The sequence below is a fragment of the Sulfurospirillum sp. SCADC genome (assembly GCF_000743525.1).
Lineage (GTDB): Bacteria > Campylobacterota > Campylobacteria > Campylobacterales > Sulfurospirillaceae > Sulfurospirillum.
Window position 1 is genome coordinate 20,893 of the sequence record NZ_JQGK01000022.1, and the last position, 14,831, is coordinate 35,723.

At 41.8% G+C, this 14,831-nt stretch carries 17 protein-coding genes; 4 read left to right on the forward strand and 13 right to left on the reverse strand.

Annotated features, from left to right (window positions below):
* Positions 1-87: 87 nt before the first annotated feature.
* From JU57_RS12695 to aroQ, 13 genes are read right to left on the reverse strand one after another with little or no spacing between them, the layout of a single operon-like run.
* On the reverse strand, positions 88-777 hold the full coding sequence (locus tag JU57_RS12695; RefSeq protein ID WP_037961833.1) for a WbqC family protein: 690 nt from the start codon (positions 775-777) through the stop codon (positions 88-90).
* Complete coding sequence (locus JU57_RS12700; protein ID WP_294877405.1) at positions 774-1,691, reverse strand: glycosyltransferase family 2 protein; 918 nt, start codon at positions 1,689-1,691, stop codon at positions 774-776. Before JU57_RS12700 ends, JU57_RS12695 begins: the two co-directional genes overlap by 4 nt.
* 32 nt (positions 1,692-1,723) lie before the next feature.
* Positions 1,724-3,412, reverse strand: coding sequence for a hypothetical protein (locus JU57_RS12705; protein WP_051906885.1), 1,689 nt, complete (start codon positions 3,410-3,412; stop codon positions 1,724-1,726).
* A 2-nt stretch (positions 3,413-3,414) separates the two neighbouring features.
* A complete protein-coding gene (locus JU57_RS12710) occupies positions 3,415-4,149 on the reverse strand; it encodes a TIGR00730 family Rossman fold protein (RefSeq protein WP_037961837.1) in 735 nt (244 codons plus the stop codon).
* An 8-nt stretch (positions 4,150-4,157) separates the two neighbouring features.
* Positions 4,158-5,021, reverse strand: coding sequence for a flagellar motor switch protein FliY (gene fliY, locus JU57_RS12715; protein WP_037961839.1), 864 nt, complete (start codon positions 5,019-5,021; stop codon positions 4,158-4,160).
* Between the two features lie 3 nt (positions 5,022-5,024).
* The gene (gene fliM, locus JU57_RS12720; protein ID WP_037961841.1) at positions 5,025-6,086 is read right to left on the reverse strand and encodes a flagellar motor switch protein FliM; all 1,062 of its coding nucleotides are present in this window, start codon (positions 6,084-6,086) and stop codon (positions 5,025-5,027) included.
* Positions 6,079-6,798 carry an RNA polymerase sigma factor FliA gene (locus tag JU57_RS12725; protein WP_037961844.1) on the reverse strand — a complete coding sequence of 240 codons (720 nt, stop codon included), beginning with the start codon at positions 6,796-6,798 and terminating at the stop codon, positions 6,079-6,081. The genes fliM and JU57_RS12725 overlap by 8 nt, the downstream gene beginning before the upstream one ends.
* Positions 6,764-7,138 (reverse strand): hypothetical protein, encoded by a 375-nt coding sequence (locus JU57_RS12730; protein WP_037961846.1) that lies wholly within the window; start codon positions 7,136-7,138, stop codon positions 6,764-6,766. The genes JU57_RS12725 and JU57_RS12730 overlap by 35 nt, the downstream gene beginning before the upstream one ends.
* 23 nt (positions 7,139-7,161) lie before the next feature.
* Positions 7,162-8,034 carry a MinD/ParA family protein gene (locus tag JU57_RS12735; protein ID WP_037961849.1) on the reverse strand — a complete coding sequence of 291 codons (873 nt, stop codon included), beginning with the start codon at positions 8,032-8,034 and terminating at the stop codon, positions 7,162-7,164.
* Entirely contained in the window at positions 8,015-9,301 is a 1,287-nt protein-coding gene (gene flhF, locus JU57_RS12740; RefSeq protein WP_294877414.1) for a flagellar biosynthesis protein FlhF, read from the reverse strand. Before flhF ends, JU57_RS12735 begins: the two co-directional genes overlap by 20 nt.
* Positions 9,298-9,765 (reverse strand): 2-amino-4-hydroxy-6-hydroxymethyldihydropteridine diphosphokinase, encoded by a 468-nt coding sequence (gene folK, locus JU57_RS12745; RefSeq protein WP_051906887.1) that lies wholly within the window; start codon positions 9,763-9,765, stop codon positions 9,298-9,300. The genes flhF and folK overlap by 4 nt, the downstream gene beginning before the upstream one ends.
* A complete protein-coding gene (locus JU57_RS12750) occupies positions 9,762-10,790 on the reverse strand; it encodes a M24 family metallopeptidase (protein ID WP_037961855.1) in 1,029 nt (342 codons plus the stop codon). Before JU57_RS12750 ends, folK begins: the two co-directional genes overlap by 4 nt.
* A 1-nt stretch (position 10,791) precedes the next feature.
* A complete protein-coding gene (gene aroQ, locus JU57_RS12755) occupies positions 10,792-11,277 on the reverse strand; it encodes a type II 3-dehydroquinate dehydratase (protein WP_037961857.1) in 486 nt (161 codons plus the stop codon).
* Positions 11,278-11,523: 246 nt separating this feature from the next.
* Between aroQ and JU57_RS12760 the strand changes: the two genes are divergently transcribed.
* From JU57_RS12760 to JU57_RS12775, 4 genes are read left to right on the forward strand one after another with little or no spacing between them, the layout of a single operon-like run.
* Complete coding sequence (locus JU57_RS12760; protein ID WP_037961860.1) at positions 11,524-12,750, forward strand: metal-dependent hydrolase; 1,227 nt, start codon at positions 11,524-11,526, stop codon at positions 12,748-12,750.
* Positions 12,744-13,604, forward strand: coding sequence for a signal peptide peptidase SppA (gene sppA / locus JU57_RS12765; RefSeq protein WP_037961863.1), 861 nt, complete (start codon positions 12,744-12,746; stop codon positions 13,602-13,604). Before JU57_RS12760 ends, sppA begins: the two co-directional genes overlap by 7 nt.
* Complete coding sequence (locus JU57_RS12770; RefSeq protein WP_051906889.1) at positions 13,604-14,455, forward strand: YitT family protein; 852 nt, start codon at positions 13,604-13,606, stop codon at positions 14,453-14,455. Before sppA ends, JU57_RS12770 begins: the two co-directional genes overlap by 1 nt.
* 22 nt (positions 14,456-14,477) lie before the next feature.
* Positions 14,478-14,813, forward strand: a complete 336-nt coding sequence (locus tag JU57_RS12775; protein ID WP_037961867.1) for a hypothetical protein — start codon at positions 14,478-14,480, stop codon at positions 14,811-14,813.
* The last annotated feature ends 18 nt before the right edge of the window (positions 14,814-14,831 follow it).

Here is a 14,831-nt window from a genome sequence, read left to right on the forward strand (position 1 = left end):
CTCTTGACACGCTTTTAGAGCAAAGCTCTAAAAACTACGCTAACGCTGAGTTCTCTTCGACAGAGTGCCCGCACACCTTTGGTACTTTTAGTGACTACTTTTAAGAAAATTTTTGGCGTTTTCGCCTTCATTGAAGATGAGATCGATCACACTCACACCATGCTCAAACGGTGGAAACAGTTGATGGTACTCGTTATACCCACTGTAATCCATCCACTCAACCGCTATGCCTGCTTCTTTAAAAATGGATTCATCCAAATAATCTTTCGCCGCGGGGCCGCTCAGATACGTTGTTGCACCCAAATCTTGGCACAATGCCAAAAGCCTCTCACTTTTACCATTGGCTAATACAAATTCTCTAGAATCGCGAATGATCGTTTTGATCTCTAGCATCGTACAGATCGCATCAATAAAATGGCGATTGATCTCGCTGATGCTCTCCATCGTCGCATTCATATACAAAGCTTCAAACTGCTCTTTATACGCCTTAAAATGAGGCGCTTTGGCATAGCTTTGCGCGATGCTTCGCCAATGATTAACGTTCCATTTTGGATCGGTAATTTTCGTTTCATTGATTTTTTGATGCAAACTCTCTTGACGTACAGGAATACTGAGCCATTGAAGTCCATTTTGTGTCTTAATCTTGTTACGATTGCGCCAGTCATTTTTGGTGTACTGCATATCATCGTACAAAACAAACTCATCCACACTGCCAATAATGTCAAAATACCCCTTCCACGGGATATAATTTGACTGTAAAATTGCTATTTTCTTCATAAATTAATGGTCTCTTGAATCAGATAAAGCGGTCGTCGTTTGACCTCGTCAAAAATCTTGCCGATGTAAAGCCCTGTAATGCCAATGATGGCAAACAAAAGTCCAAACATAAAAAACATCGACACCATCAAACTCGTCCAACCCTCAGCAGGTGTGTGGTAGAAAAAGTAACGAATAACCAGCCAACTCGCATACACAAGGCTTGCTAACGCGATGAAAAAACCCAGTTGAATCGAAAGCCTAAGCGGTTTATTGGAGTGGGAAATAATCGAATCAATCGCCAAACGAAACAGTTTTGAGAAATTATAGGAAGATTCGCCATGCGCACGGGGAGCGTGTTCAATGTCAATTTCAACTTTTTTAAATCCGACCATTTGAGCAAAAAGTAAAAAATCGCGGCTGTGTTCACGGTAACGATTGATCGTCTCAACCACTTTGTGGGCATAAATGCCAAAATTGGCGATGCTGTTATCGTGTTTGGTTTCGGTGAAATACTCTAAAACGCGGTTAAATGCCATCGAGCCAAACCGTTTGATAAAACTATCTTTACGCTCTGCGCGTCTTCCAAAAACGATGTCGTAACCCTCTAACGCTTTGGTGTAGAGCTTAATGATCTCTTCGGGTCTATCTTGTAAATCGCAATCCATCACCACAACCCAATCGCCCGTTGCGTGATCAAGCCCAGCAGTGATGGCGTAATGTTGCCCAAAATTTCGGGAGAGGTTAATGCCTTTGACGCGAGGATCTTTCGCGCATAACATTGCAATGCGCTCCCACGACGATTGCGGACAGGCATCATTGACCAAAATGATCTCGAAGTTTTCAGTAATTTGGCTCAGTGTCTTGACTAAACGATCGTAAAGTTCAAACAGGCACTCTTTACAGCCATAAATGGGGGAGATAACACTTATCATAACAGACTCCACGTAACACCTTTACATGTAAATTAAGGAGCCGTCATTATACGCTTTTTCTTCCTAGCTTCAGCTTTAGCTCTTTTCACGTAGAGTGGATTTTTTTCAAAAACAAAAATCGTATATTTATCATAATTAAACTGATCAATGGGATCGGGCATATTGAAATCTTTCATCGCACGGTACATATCATCAATATCTTCAGGGATCACCATAAAAAAGACTTTTCCATCGGTGGAATCTCTTTGGTACCAGCGATCACTGGAGAGCCATTTGACCAGTTTCATACCCTCGGTTTCACTAAATTCAATCGGGCGAATATCGACCTCGCCATCGCTAAACACCGTATAAATATGCGAATCCCAATACTCAGCATAGCCAAAGTGAAGCCCTCTACTTTTAAGCTCCTCCACCAAAGCGATACGTTCATCGACAATGCCTCTCCACTCTTTGGGAGAGACATAATTCCACGAAAGTCCGAGTGCAATCGTCAAACTAAGCGATAAGATCAATTTGATAAAGAGTGAAAAGAAACGCCACATGATGACATTACAGACTAAAATCATCATAATAAACGGTGAAATGTAGCGAATGTTATTGCGCGCTGCCCACGCATGTTCATGCAGTGCCGTTGTCGAATACAAGATATAAATAATCGCAAATCCGACATACGAAAAGAGCACAAAAAAGCGCTCCGTTGCGCTCATTTGATAAAACGATCGCTTTACATGTAAAGCCGGTATAAGCAAAACAAAGGGATAAAGTGCAAATTTTAAAAGGGAGATGACCCCTTCAAGGGATGAAGCACGCACACCCTCGTTCCACTCCGCGCCAATAAAATTGAGCAATCCCAAAAGAGCATGTGCTGCGTGTACGGGTAAGATTTCAAGCGAGACAAGACCGGCATTGTTCGCGCCACCGGCTAAATGCAAGCTTTCTAAAAGGTTGAAATGTGCCATGGTGGCAAGCACCATCACAATACAGGCGAACGCAAAAATAATGATTCGTTTAATGGACAAAAGACGATACATCGCATGTTCAAACGTTTTAAGGCTATCCCGCGCAAAATAGACACTCAGAGTCAATGCTCCAAAAAAAGGTGCGACATAGTAGACCAAAAAGCGTACAGGATTGGCAAGAACGAGCAGATACAGCAAAATCATAAAGAGAATAAACGCTTTAATTTGCGTACTTTTACTGATCACATGGGGGCTAAGTTTGCGAAAAATAAACATAAAGGCAATCATAAAGAGAAAATACCACGTGTATGCGGCTTCTCCGTAGAGTTCTCTCAGATACATCGGTGAGTACCCAATGCAAACAACCACACTTCCCATAATCGAAGAGGTGCGAGAGAGCATAAGGGAGCGTAAAAAGAGGTAGATAAATACGATCATAAAGAGGCTGACTTCAAAGACCGTAAAGGCATGGGCAAAATAGCCATTTTTACCTGCCAATACCCAAGGAATCACTAAAAGCTGTTTGTAAAAAATCCACAAATCGTTATTGACATACCACCAATGGCTTGGAAAAAAACTTTCTGCAACCACCATCTCTTCGGCTAAAATATTGGCAATAGCGGCATCTGAATTAAAGAAAGCACGATAAGTTTTAAAAATATAAAAGCTAATTTCATAAATCACACATCCCAACAATATCACCGCCCCTAAAAAAGGTAAGTGCTTGTTAATGTGAGTGTGTAAAAAGATTCGTGGGTGCATGCTTACTCTTGATTGGACAAGAATTCTACGGTTTTTTGGTAATGACGGCTCTGGTCTAAGCCTTCGTTTTTAAGCTCATTCGTGTAGATCACCAAACGCTCATCGATCTTTGCCACGATCTCATCCATATCATCGGTTAATGTAATCAGTTCGACATCTTCAGGGCGAATCGTATGATGCTCTACAAGCGTGGTTGCAATAAAATCATAGAGCTTCTCCCAATAGCTTTTCCCATACAAAAAGATGCTAATTTTAGTAATTTTTCCCGTTTGTGTCAGGGTTAACGCTTCAAAAAGTTCATCAAGCGTGCCAAACCCTCCCGGAAAGATGACATAGGCAAGGGAGTATTTAATCAGCATCACTTTACGGACAAAAAAGTAGTCAAAGGTAAGGTGTTTTGTGGTAAATTGGTTGCTTGATTGTTCATGCGGAAGATTGATATTAAGCCCAATGGATTGGCAATTTTTGGCATCAAACCCACCTTTATTGGCTGCTTCCATAATGCCTTTAGAGCCACCGGTAATGATGGTGTAGCCCTTTTTTCCTAATGTATAGGCTAACGTATGCGCATCGTGATAGTAGCGGTGATTGGCATGAAAACGTGCACTGCCAAAAAAGGTTACCGATGGTCCTAAGTCTTGAAGTTCATCAAATCCTTTAACAAAATCGGACATAATGCGAAGAACACTCCATTCATTCGAGTGTTCGGTATCTTTAATGTGCTGTTTCTCTTCCATAATCTTTTCTATCGCAATTTTTCTAAGCGTTCACGTTTCGTTCCAATCTCGCCGATTTGAACACCAAAGTTACCATCGACGATGACCACTTCACCCATGGCAATCACTTTATCGCCTACTAAAATTTCCAAAGGATCATTGGCTAACTGATCTAGCTCGATGACAGAACCTATATCCATACTTAAAACATCTTTTAAAAGCATCTTTTTAGAGCCAATTCGTACACGAATTGGAAGTCTGACATCTTTAATCAGTTCAATATTACTCATCTCTTCAGGACTCATTCCCACCACAACTTTTTTAGGCTCTTCATAGATATATTCTTCTCGTTCATCACTGACAAAAGAGGGGGCGATCTCCTCACCAATAAGCGGTATAAGCTCATGTGTAATGGCAAACGCAATGATGTCGTGAGAATTATGAACGGCTAAATTGTAAATAAAAAGCTTCTCATACCCTTTAAAATCGATCTGACTATTCGCATCAATGTACTCAATGCTATCAATGTCAAAATCTAGTTTCGGCATATTTTTCTGACTGCCAAGTGAGCGTGAAAAAGAGCTTAAAATATTGGAGATAATCTCTTTGGTCGCATCAAGATCTTCGGCGTCCATCTCCTCTTTTTCATCCCCTTCACCACCTAGCATCATGTCGCCAATGGCTGTTGCAATTGACGTTGCAATCGTAACACGCATTTTACCGCGTAGTTCTCCACCTACGGTAACATCAAGCTTTGCAAGGGGAGGACTGAGTTTGAGTTTACTCTCACCATTCTCCTCTTTGTTGAGTTCAACGGTAGGTGCGATGCCTGTTAAGCCTTCAATGGTAGAGATAACCTCTTGTTGTAATAATTGTACAAATGTATTGTTCACACCTTACCCCTGCTGCGATGTATCAAATGATGAAATTTTTGATTTACGAATATGTTCTAGCTCTTCGAGCGCACTTTTGACTTCATCTTTATCGGTTCGAACCAAACTCTCTATTTTAATCGATTTACGGAAACGATGCAAGCCAATCTCCGCTAAAAAGAGCTCTTTTTTATCAATCATCACAATGGCTTTATCATCTGCGGCACGATCCAGCCTGATAATGTCCCCTTTTTTAAGCTCTAAAAGCTCTCCTACGCTCAGTTCTGATTGCCCAATGATGGACTCAATAAAGACTTCTGCGCGCGAAATGAGCGTATTTAACTCTTTATTGCGACTTTTTTTTGCACTCGTTTCACCCAGCATAATATCACGGTTTGCAAGGCGTGAGAGAATCGGCTCTAAATAAATAACAGGATAGCATAAGTTGATCATACCGCTGGAATTGCCAATAATAATCTCCATCACGACCATGATAACAATCTCATTTTGCGAAACGATTTGAACAACGTTAGGACTCGATTCTTTGGTCTCAACCGTTGGATACATGTCGGTAATCGGAGCCCAGCCCTCTTTGAGGCGTTGCATGATAATACGCAAAATGGCATCCAGAAGATTGAGCTCAATGTCCGTTAACTCGCGGGTTGATTCATACGACTCTCCCAGTCCTCCCAAGAGTCTATCGATCATCGGAAACGCGATGGATGGGTTGATCTCGATGATGCAGTTACCATCCAATGGCTTAATCGAAAAGACGTTAAAGCTCGTTGGGCTTGGAAGTGACATCAAGAACTCACCATAGGTCATCTGATCAACAGAGTGCAGTTGAATCTCTACGATACTGCGCATAATCGAAGAGATCTGCGAAGCGAGATTTCTCGCCATCTTGTCGTGAATACCTTTTACGGCACGCAGCTGCTCTTTTGAAACACGATTGGGTCGTTTAAAGTCATATAAAATGACTTGTCTGGTGTCGGAATGTTCAACTTCTGAGGAGAGAGTATCACCCTCTTCTTCGACAACTTCTAAGAGTGCATCGATCTCTTCTTGACTTAATATATCAGCCATGGTTGATTCCCAACTGTTCTTTGATCTTTAGCAAAAGTTTTTTATGAATTTGAGAAATTCTTGATTCGCTAATCTCCAAAATCTCACTGATCTCTTTGAGGTTGAGTTCTTCAAAATAGTAGAGTTGAATGATCATCTGTTCTCGCTCATTAAAGGTTGTAAGAATGTTTTGCACCATCTCCATCAGTTCATCTTTTTCCACTCTTTGTGCCGTATCTTCACCTGAGAGGATGGTGATCTGCTCATTAAGAGACATAACAGAGACTATCATAGCACTATTTCTTGCTTCTGCTATTTTTTCAATATCTTCATTTAAAAGTTGCGCTAAGTAAGCATCATCTGGCTCATTTCCATGCTCGCCTAAATAGGCGGTGATTTCATGATCGACCATTTTGATGAGGCGTCTGTTGGCTCGGCTCATCGTATCTAAAGAGCGTAAGAAATCGAGCATTGAACCGTACACACGTTTTTTACCATACCCCCAAAAAGAGTCATTTTGGTCTTTATCATAGCGACGGGATAGTTTGATCATCTCCTCCGTTCCAATGGAAATCAGATCATTCACATCCACTGAGGCAGGAAGTCGTTCACGAAGGCGATACGCCATAGCACGCACGGCAGGAAGGTACTGCAAGACAAGTTCATCTTGCTCTTTTTTTATATTTTGGCGGTAAGGATTAGGCTGCTGCTTTTTTAGTAGTGTAGGATTCATTACTCTCCATTGAGCCTTTCATGATCTTATCATAGTGCTGGTTCATATTATCAATGCTTGCTAAAAGACTGTCCATCACTTTTTCTCTGTTCTCAAGCTCTTGAATAAAATAATCGCCAATATTTTCGTGATCTTTTTTGTCGAAAATAAATGTCGCCATACGATCAAAATCAAAGAAATTCATCACAGCCACATGGATAATGAGATAAAAAACCAACGTTATCTCTAACGTGTAAAAGAGTATCTCTTCTGGCTCTGAAAAATTCAGTATCGAAAACATCAATCCTATAAAAAATCCACATATTGTGAAAAAGTAGATGAAATTTTCTGATTTGACCATATAAACGCCTTTACAAAATGTATCTAAAATTGCTCAATAATACGCTTAAAAAAGCTTCCGAAGCTCTTATTCGTATCACTTTTAAGCACTTTTCGTTCCAATTTATAGACTAAATTATTGACAATGCGTTTCATATCCAAAGATGCCAAAGAATTGGGAGCATCGTTGGTAAAAAGTGTGCGTTGTTTGATGCTTTTAGAAATCAGTTTATCCTCAGGCAATTTACCAATCAAATTGAGTTTGAGTCCATTGCCAATATTCGCCATGGCAACTTTATTGATCTTATCAAAAATGAGTTGCGCCTCTTTTTCGCTTTTGGTCATATTTAAAATAACATGAATATTAGACTGTGTTTTACTCGTAATCTTAATGGTCGCGTACGCATCCGTAATCGCTGCAGGATCAGGCACCGTGACCACAATGACCTCATCGGCAGCCTCTAAAAAGAGTTGGATGTGCTCGCCAATACCAGCCCCCGTATCGATAATCATAAAATCAAGGTCGTTGAGCACTTTCGTCTCTTCTAAAAAGCGTTCAAACAAAAACTGCTCGGAGTATTTTAAAATCTCATCGCCACTTTCACCTGGGATCAGCAAAAGGTTTTTCTTAATCGGAACAATGACGTCTTTGAGTGTACACTCGCCTTTGAGTACATGTAAAATATTTTTATCAATGCGAACGTTTAGAATGACATCCAAATTTGCCAGTCCAATATCTGCATCAAAAAGCCCTACTTTATAACCATTGTTTGCAAGAATATTTGCCATATTGGCACTAACGGTACTTTTACCCACACCACCTTTACCACTTGTGATGGCAATAAATTTTGTATGGCTATGTTCGTTAGCAGAAGCTGCACCGACCAGTTCTTGGAGCTTATTCGCCTGCGTTTCCATGTTCACCTCTTTTTTTCTCAAAGCCATCTAAAATACATTCAACCAAAAAGTCACTCGATGCAGGGACAATGTCATCGGGAACCTCTTGACCAATGGAAAAATAACTTACGGGTTTGTCAATATCGTAAATCAAAGAAAATATCGTTCCAAAAACCTTCGTTTCATCAAATTTCGTAAAAATAAGCGTATCAATGTCTAAAAAAGAGAAGTTTTTATAGATCTCTTTAAGGTCTTCCAGTTTACTTCCTGCGGAGAGTACGAGGTTAACATCGATTTGCAGTTGTGAGCTTTGCAGAAACTTATTGAGCTTGATCAGTTTATCTTTATCGTACTGTGAACTTCCTACCGTATCAATCAAAATGACATCGCAATGGCTGAGCGACGAAAGCGCATTGTTAAAATCATTCGGATCAACCACATCCTCAATCGGCAAACGCATCATCTTCGCATACTGAAAAAGTTGCTCAACCGCTCCAATACGATACGTATCAAGCGTTATAATGCCCACTTTCGCACGCTTTTCTTGAATGTAGGAGTAACGTGCCGCAAGCTTGGCAATCGTGGTTGTTTTGCCCACACCGGTTGGGCCTACAAACATCATCACTCGCTTATTGCCTTTAGGAAGTTCCGTTTCCATGCGCACGGGAATGAGTTTGCGAAGCAACACTTGAAAATAGCGTTTGATCGTCTCAGAACTGTTTTTCATTTTGACAGGCATGTGCTCTAACGTCAGATTCATGATGTTTTCTAAATGATCTTCACCCATGCCACTGGTTTTGGCGAGTTTATAAATCTCTGAAAATTCGGAAGGAATCGCTAAATGATTGCGGTGGGGGGCTCGCTCTTCCCAGAACATCTCTTGGATGAGTTTGATTTTATCGGCGAGCTTATTGATCTCGCATTTGATCTCACCAATACCTTCACTGTTTTGAGCTCTCTCTGCTTGTTTTGAAGCGTTTGAGCTACCCATATCGCCTGTGGCTTGCGCAATTTGCGAAATCTGTTTGGCAGCTTCTGAGAGACTAAAGAGAACATCTTCGCCACTTTTGTATTTGGGTTCAACTCTGGGTTCTGGTTTTCTAGGAGCTGGTGCTGGTTGATCTTCTTCGACAGCAACAACCACTTCATAGAGTGCGGAAGTACTAATGGTCTTTTTGCGAATCTGTTTGGTGCTTATCACAAGCGCATTTTCACCGCAGTCTTGTTGAGCCTGTTTGAGTGCTTCTGCTGGTGTTTCTCCACTAAACGTATGAAATTTCACCTCTATCCTTTAAAACTTTTTAGCGTAAAAAGTGGAACGATAACCGATGCACGCTCCCTCCATCGAGGGTGGGGAACAATTAAGTTAGGTTGATTGATCTTTTGATTATCGAAAAATATTATATCTAAATCCAGCGTTCTTGGTCCATTTTTAAAGAGCCTCACACGCCCAAACAGATGCTCCAAGCGTAAAAGCACTTTAAGCAATGCTTTTGCGCTTAAGGAAGTTTGTAACACGATCACCGCATTGTAAAAATCGGGCTGATCCAAGTAGCCAAACGGCGGATTTTGAAACACCATGGAACTCTCTTGAACATAAAAACGCGGATCGTTTAACAATAGACGGTAGAGTTTGACAAAACGCTTCTTCACATCACCTTGATTGCCACCCAGTCCTATGACGGTTCGGTGCAAAAAATGAGATTTGGCACTTTTACATGTAGGAAAAAAACGGATGCGTTCTAACTTCACCCCATAACCTCTGCGCCGCATTTTCTCACAATAATCGTATCTTCGATTCTCACGCCAAACTGCTCTGGTAAGTAAATGCCTGGCTCAATGGTAAAGACCATATTTTCTTCGATAATGGTTTCGGAACGGACACTAATGACAGGAAGTTCATGAATATCAAGTCCGACACCATGCCCCGTGGAGTGAATAAAATAGGCTCCAAATCCCGCTTTATCGATGACATCGCGCGTCGCTTTGTCGATCTCTTTGGCTTTGACACCGATTTTGACCGCTTTCAGTGCGGCTTCTTGCGCGAGCAGCACTGTATCATAAACTTTCTGTTTCAAGGCCTCGCTGAAGCGTTGCTCTTTTTCAAAGTTGAACCCTTCATCAAAAAAGCTCGTGCGTGTGCGATCAGAACAGTAGCGCTGATACTTCACGCCCGCATCTAAAAGGACAAGTTCACCTTTTTGAAGTGTTTTACATGTAGGCAGTGCGTGCGGTTTGGCAGCGTTGGCTCCAAGCGCGATAATCGGCTCAAAACTGAGTCCTAGTTCACCGTGGTGTTTTAAGATCGCTTCTGCTTCAAAGAAGGCACGCTTTTCATCGATGCCCTCACCGTGAGTTTTTAAAAATTTTCCAAAATGGGTAAATGCATCTCGACCAAAGAGTGCCGCTTTCTTGAGAATTTCAAGTTCAGTTTCACTTTTGATGATGCGTTTTTGTTGCGAAAAATTGGGCTTTTTCTGAAACGTGATGTTCAGTTTTTCATTCAAACGTGCAAACACTTCCACATTCCATTCAGCAGGATTATACGCAAGGGTTTTAATACCACTTTTGCGAATCAACAAACGCGCTGTTTTGAGCAGGTCGCGCCTGTCGCCTTCCAAAACGGTTGCGTTTTTGATGATCTCCGAAGCCTCGGTTGTATACCGCGCATCGGTGATAAAAAAGGCTTCGCTCCCCAGTTTCAAAAAAACCGCATGGTCGCATGAAAACCCGCATTCAAAGTAGAGCGCGTTTTCATCTTGGAGAATGTAGTTCATCTTACGCTTTTGCTGCTTGTTGTTGTGCCGCTTGTGCTTTGCGAAGTGCGTCAAGCTCGCCTAGCATTTGCATCATCGAGATCATCGCAAGGTGGTAACCAAACGGTCCAAAACCACTGATTTGACCGGTGCAAACCGCTGCGGTCATGCTTTTTTGACGAAACTCTTCACGTCGGTAGATGTTACTGATATGCACTTCAATCGCTGGTAAAGCAACCGCGCTAATCGCATCACGAATCGCAATTGAGGTATGTGTATATGCCGCTGGATTGATGATGATACCATCGGCATCGCCAAGACATTCTTGGATACGATCCACAATTTCACCTTCTAAATTGGATTGAAAAAATTCGATTTCAAAACCATTTTGTTTTGCGACCGTCTCCATTTGAGAGTGAATCTCTTCAAGTTTCATGCCACCGTAGATGGTTTGCTCTCTGTGACCGAGCATATTAAGATTTGGACCTTGAATCACAACAATTTTCATGAGTTACCTTTTGTTTAAAATTTACTCTTATTATATCAATAGACTTCTTGCATAACCCTTGAAAAGATTCAAGAGTTTGTTCAAAGTGCGTCAATTTTTAAAACTCAAAATTGAGTCATAGCCGTAGCTATGGCGATGTTTTTAGTTTTAAAAAGTGGTGTGCTATGGACGATACTCTTTTTTCAATGGGTTATGCAAGAAGTCTCAAGCTTAGTTTAGGATACAATTACGCCAAAAAGGATCGATGTGAAACTGTTAATTGCAGACTTTGTAGTACCCTGCAACGCCTCTTTTGAGATCATAGAAAAAGGTGCTGTTGCTTTTGATGAAACCATCATTGATGTAGGACAGAGCGAAGATTTAAAACAAAAATATCCTCATGCAGAATTGATTGAAACACCTCCAAACAGTGTTATTTTGCCTGGCCTTATCAACAGCCATGTTCACCTCGAATTTAGTGCTAACCAAAGCATGCTTCGCTATGGTGATTTTATCCCATGGCTTCGCTCTGTCATTAAGCATAGAGAAGAACTGAGTGCTCTTGCGACAACGGAACTCATTACATGTAAACTTCACGAGATGCTTAAAAGCGGTACCACCACCTTGGGTGCCATCAGCAGTTTTGGCGCTGACTTGGAGGCGTGCTCTCAAACCCCTCAACGTGTGGTTTATTTCAATGAAGTCTTAGGCTCCGTTCCAATTGCCGTGGATGCGATGTATGGGGATTTTAGAGGACGTCTTGAAGCCTCCAAAACGTTTACATGTAAACGTTTTATTCCTGCAGTTTCGGTGCATTCACCTTACTCAACGCATCCGATTTTGGCTAAAAAAGCGCTTCAAATTGCCAAAGAAGAGGGGTGTGTGGTCTCCACGCATTTTATGGAAAGCCCTGCGGAGCGTGCGTGGATCGATGAAGGAAAGGGCGATTTTGAAACGTTTTTTAGTGCGTTTAATCCTCATGCAAAACCGATGTGTTCAAGCGTAGAGTTCCTTGAGCTTTTTGAACAAAACAAAACGCTATTCACCCACGCGGTACAAGCAACGCAAAACGAGCTAGAGATTATTGCTGAGCAAAAAGCGACTTTGACGCATTGTCCTGTTTCCAACCGACTTTTAGGCGTAGGCAAACTCGACCTTGAAGCCGTGCAAAAAGAGAACATCAACCAAACATTAGGAACCGATGGACTGAGCTCCAACACCTCGCTCAGCCTTTGGGATGAAATGCGCTCTGCCTTAATGATGCACGCTGAATGTGAACTTTCAAGCCTCGCTAAAACACTTCTGCAAAGCGTTACATGTAACGCTGCCAAAGCGTTGCAACTGCCATGTGGCGTGCTTGAAAAAGAGCGTTACAGTGACCTTATCGTGGCAACCTTGCCCCAAGCGTGTGAAAAAGAGGATGTGGCACTACAGCTCATCTTGCACACACACCAAACCCATTTAACTTTTATTGACGGAGAACAACCATGCTAGACCTACTTAAAAAACCTTTTATCTGGATAGGCGCCATTTTGGGCTACATCCAAAACCACTTTAAAGCGATGCTTTTTATACTGCTTTTGGTGCTCATTTTTGGTTCCCAAGAAGAGCTAAATAACCCCAACCTTGCGATCATCAAAATCGAAGGTGAAATCTTAAACGTTGAAGAGATTTTAGAGAACATCGACAAAGCAGATAAAGACGAACACATCAAAGGCGTGCTTTTACATGTAGACTCTCCGGGTGGTGCACTAGCCCCTTCCATCGAGCTTTCGATGGCGGTAAAACGTTTGAGCGAGCACAAACCTGTTGTAGCGTATGCCGCAGGAAGTATGACCAGCGGAAGTTATTACGCTTCCATCTGGGCCAATCATATCATCGCTAATCCGGGTGCCTTTGTAGGCTCTATCGGTGTGCTCTTCCAAGCGCCCAATGTAGCAGAACTGGCTAAAAAACTGGGCATCTCAGAGCAGATTATTACCGCAGGTGAGTACAAACAGATGGGTACGTTTACGCGTGAATGGACCCCAAAAGAGCGTGGTGCGCTTAAAGAGCTGATCGATGATGCGTACACCCTTTTCATCACCGACGTTGCCACGGCACGTGGTCTGAATCTTGCCAAACCCAATGAATTTGCCAATGCGCAAGTGTTTATCGCCAAAAAAGCACTGGGTCTTCATCTCATCGACGAAGTGGGCTCCATCCAAGATGCTAAAAATAAGGTCGAGGAGCTCGCCCAAGTCAAATCAGCCGTTTGGGAAAAACCAGATGCGATGGATAAATGGATGAAAAAATTAGAAAGTAGCTCCAAATTGCCTATATTTAATTTGATGGGGTATCTCAAATAATGAAACTGCCTTCACGCTCTCTAGCCTTTCTGCAATACCTCTACGTGTTTTTAGGCACCATGTCGATGGCATTTGCCGTCGTCTGTTTTTTGTCGCCCAATAATATGGTCACGGGTGGTGGCATTGGTATCGCACTGATTGTGCACTACCTTGTGACATCACTCACGCTTGGAACGCTCATTATGTTAGTAAGTGTTCCTTTCATCCTTTTAGGCTTTATCTATTTTGGGAAGCAGTACACCTTTAAAACCCTGCTTGCAATGTTTTCCACCTCATTTTTCACCGACCTTTTTCGAGAATTTTTGCACCTCAATCCACTCACCGATGATGTTCTGTTAGCTGCTGTTTTTGGTGGTATTTTTATCGGTCTTGGGGTTGGGCTGGTCATTAAAGGACGCTCCTCGACGGGAAGTACCTCGGTGGTGGGTGAAATCGTCGCAATGAAGAGTAAATTTAAAGCTTCAGAGGTGCTTTTAAGCATTGATGTCACCATCATGTTTGCCTATATCTTCGTCTATAGTGATCTTAAAAAAGCACTTTACAGCATGATCGGTGTGTATGTTACCGCTAAAGTTATCGATGTCATTCTCACCGGTCGCCCTTCTAAAAAAGTCGTTAAAATCATCTCTAACAACGTTGAAGCACTCACCGAACAGATCAGAGAGCGCATCGAAGAGCATGGTACGATTTTCACAGGCATTGGACTGCACCATCAAAAGCAAACCAAAACGATGATTTTGCTTACCGTAGAAATGTCAAAAATTCAACTGCTCAAGGACATCATCCGTGAGTATGACCCCGAAGCGTTTTTGATTATCTCCGAAGCTTCTGAGTTTTTGGGAAGAGACTAAAACACACTTAAAAGGATTTTTTATGTATGAACAAGCGAAGCAAGAAGCTAAGACATTATTACAAGAGCGTGCTAAGTTAAGAAATGTCATAACTTATTCCGAGCTTGCTGGGGAAATTTCATCTGCCTCTTTTGAAGCACATGATCCCAGATTATTTAGGCTTTTAGAAGAAATTTCAAGAGAAGAAAATGCTTTAGGGCATGGCATACTATCGGTTATTGTCGTACATAAAGATGGAGATGGGAAATCTGGTAAAGGCTTTTTTGAGCTTGCCAAGGATTTAGACCGTGATACAACAGATCTTCTGAAATGTTGGATTTCCGAACTGAACAAAGTATATGAGTATTGGAGTATATAGTCGACCCTGAAAAACAAG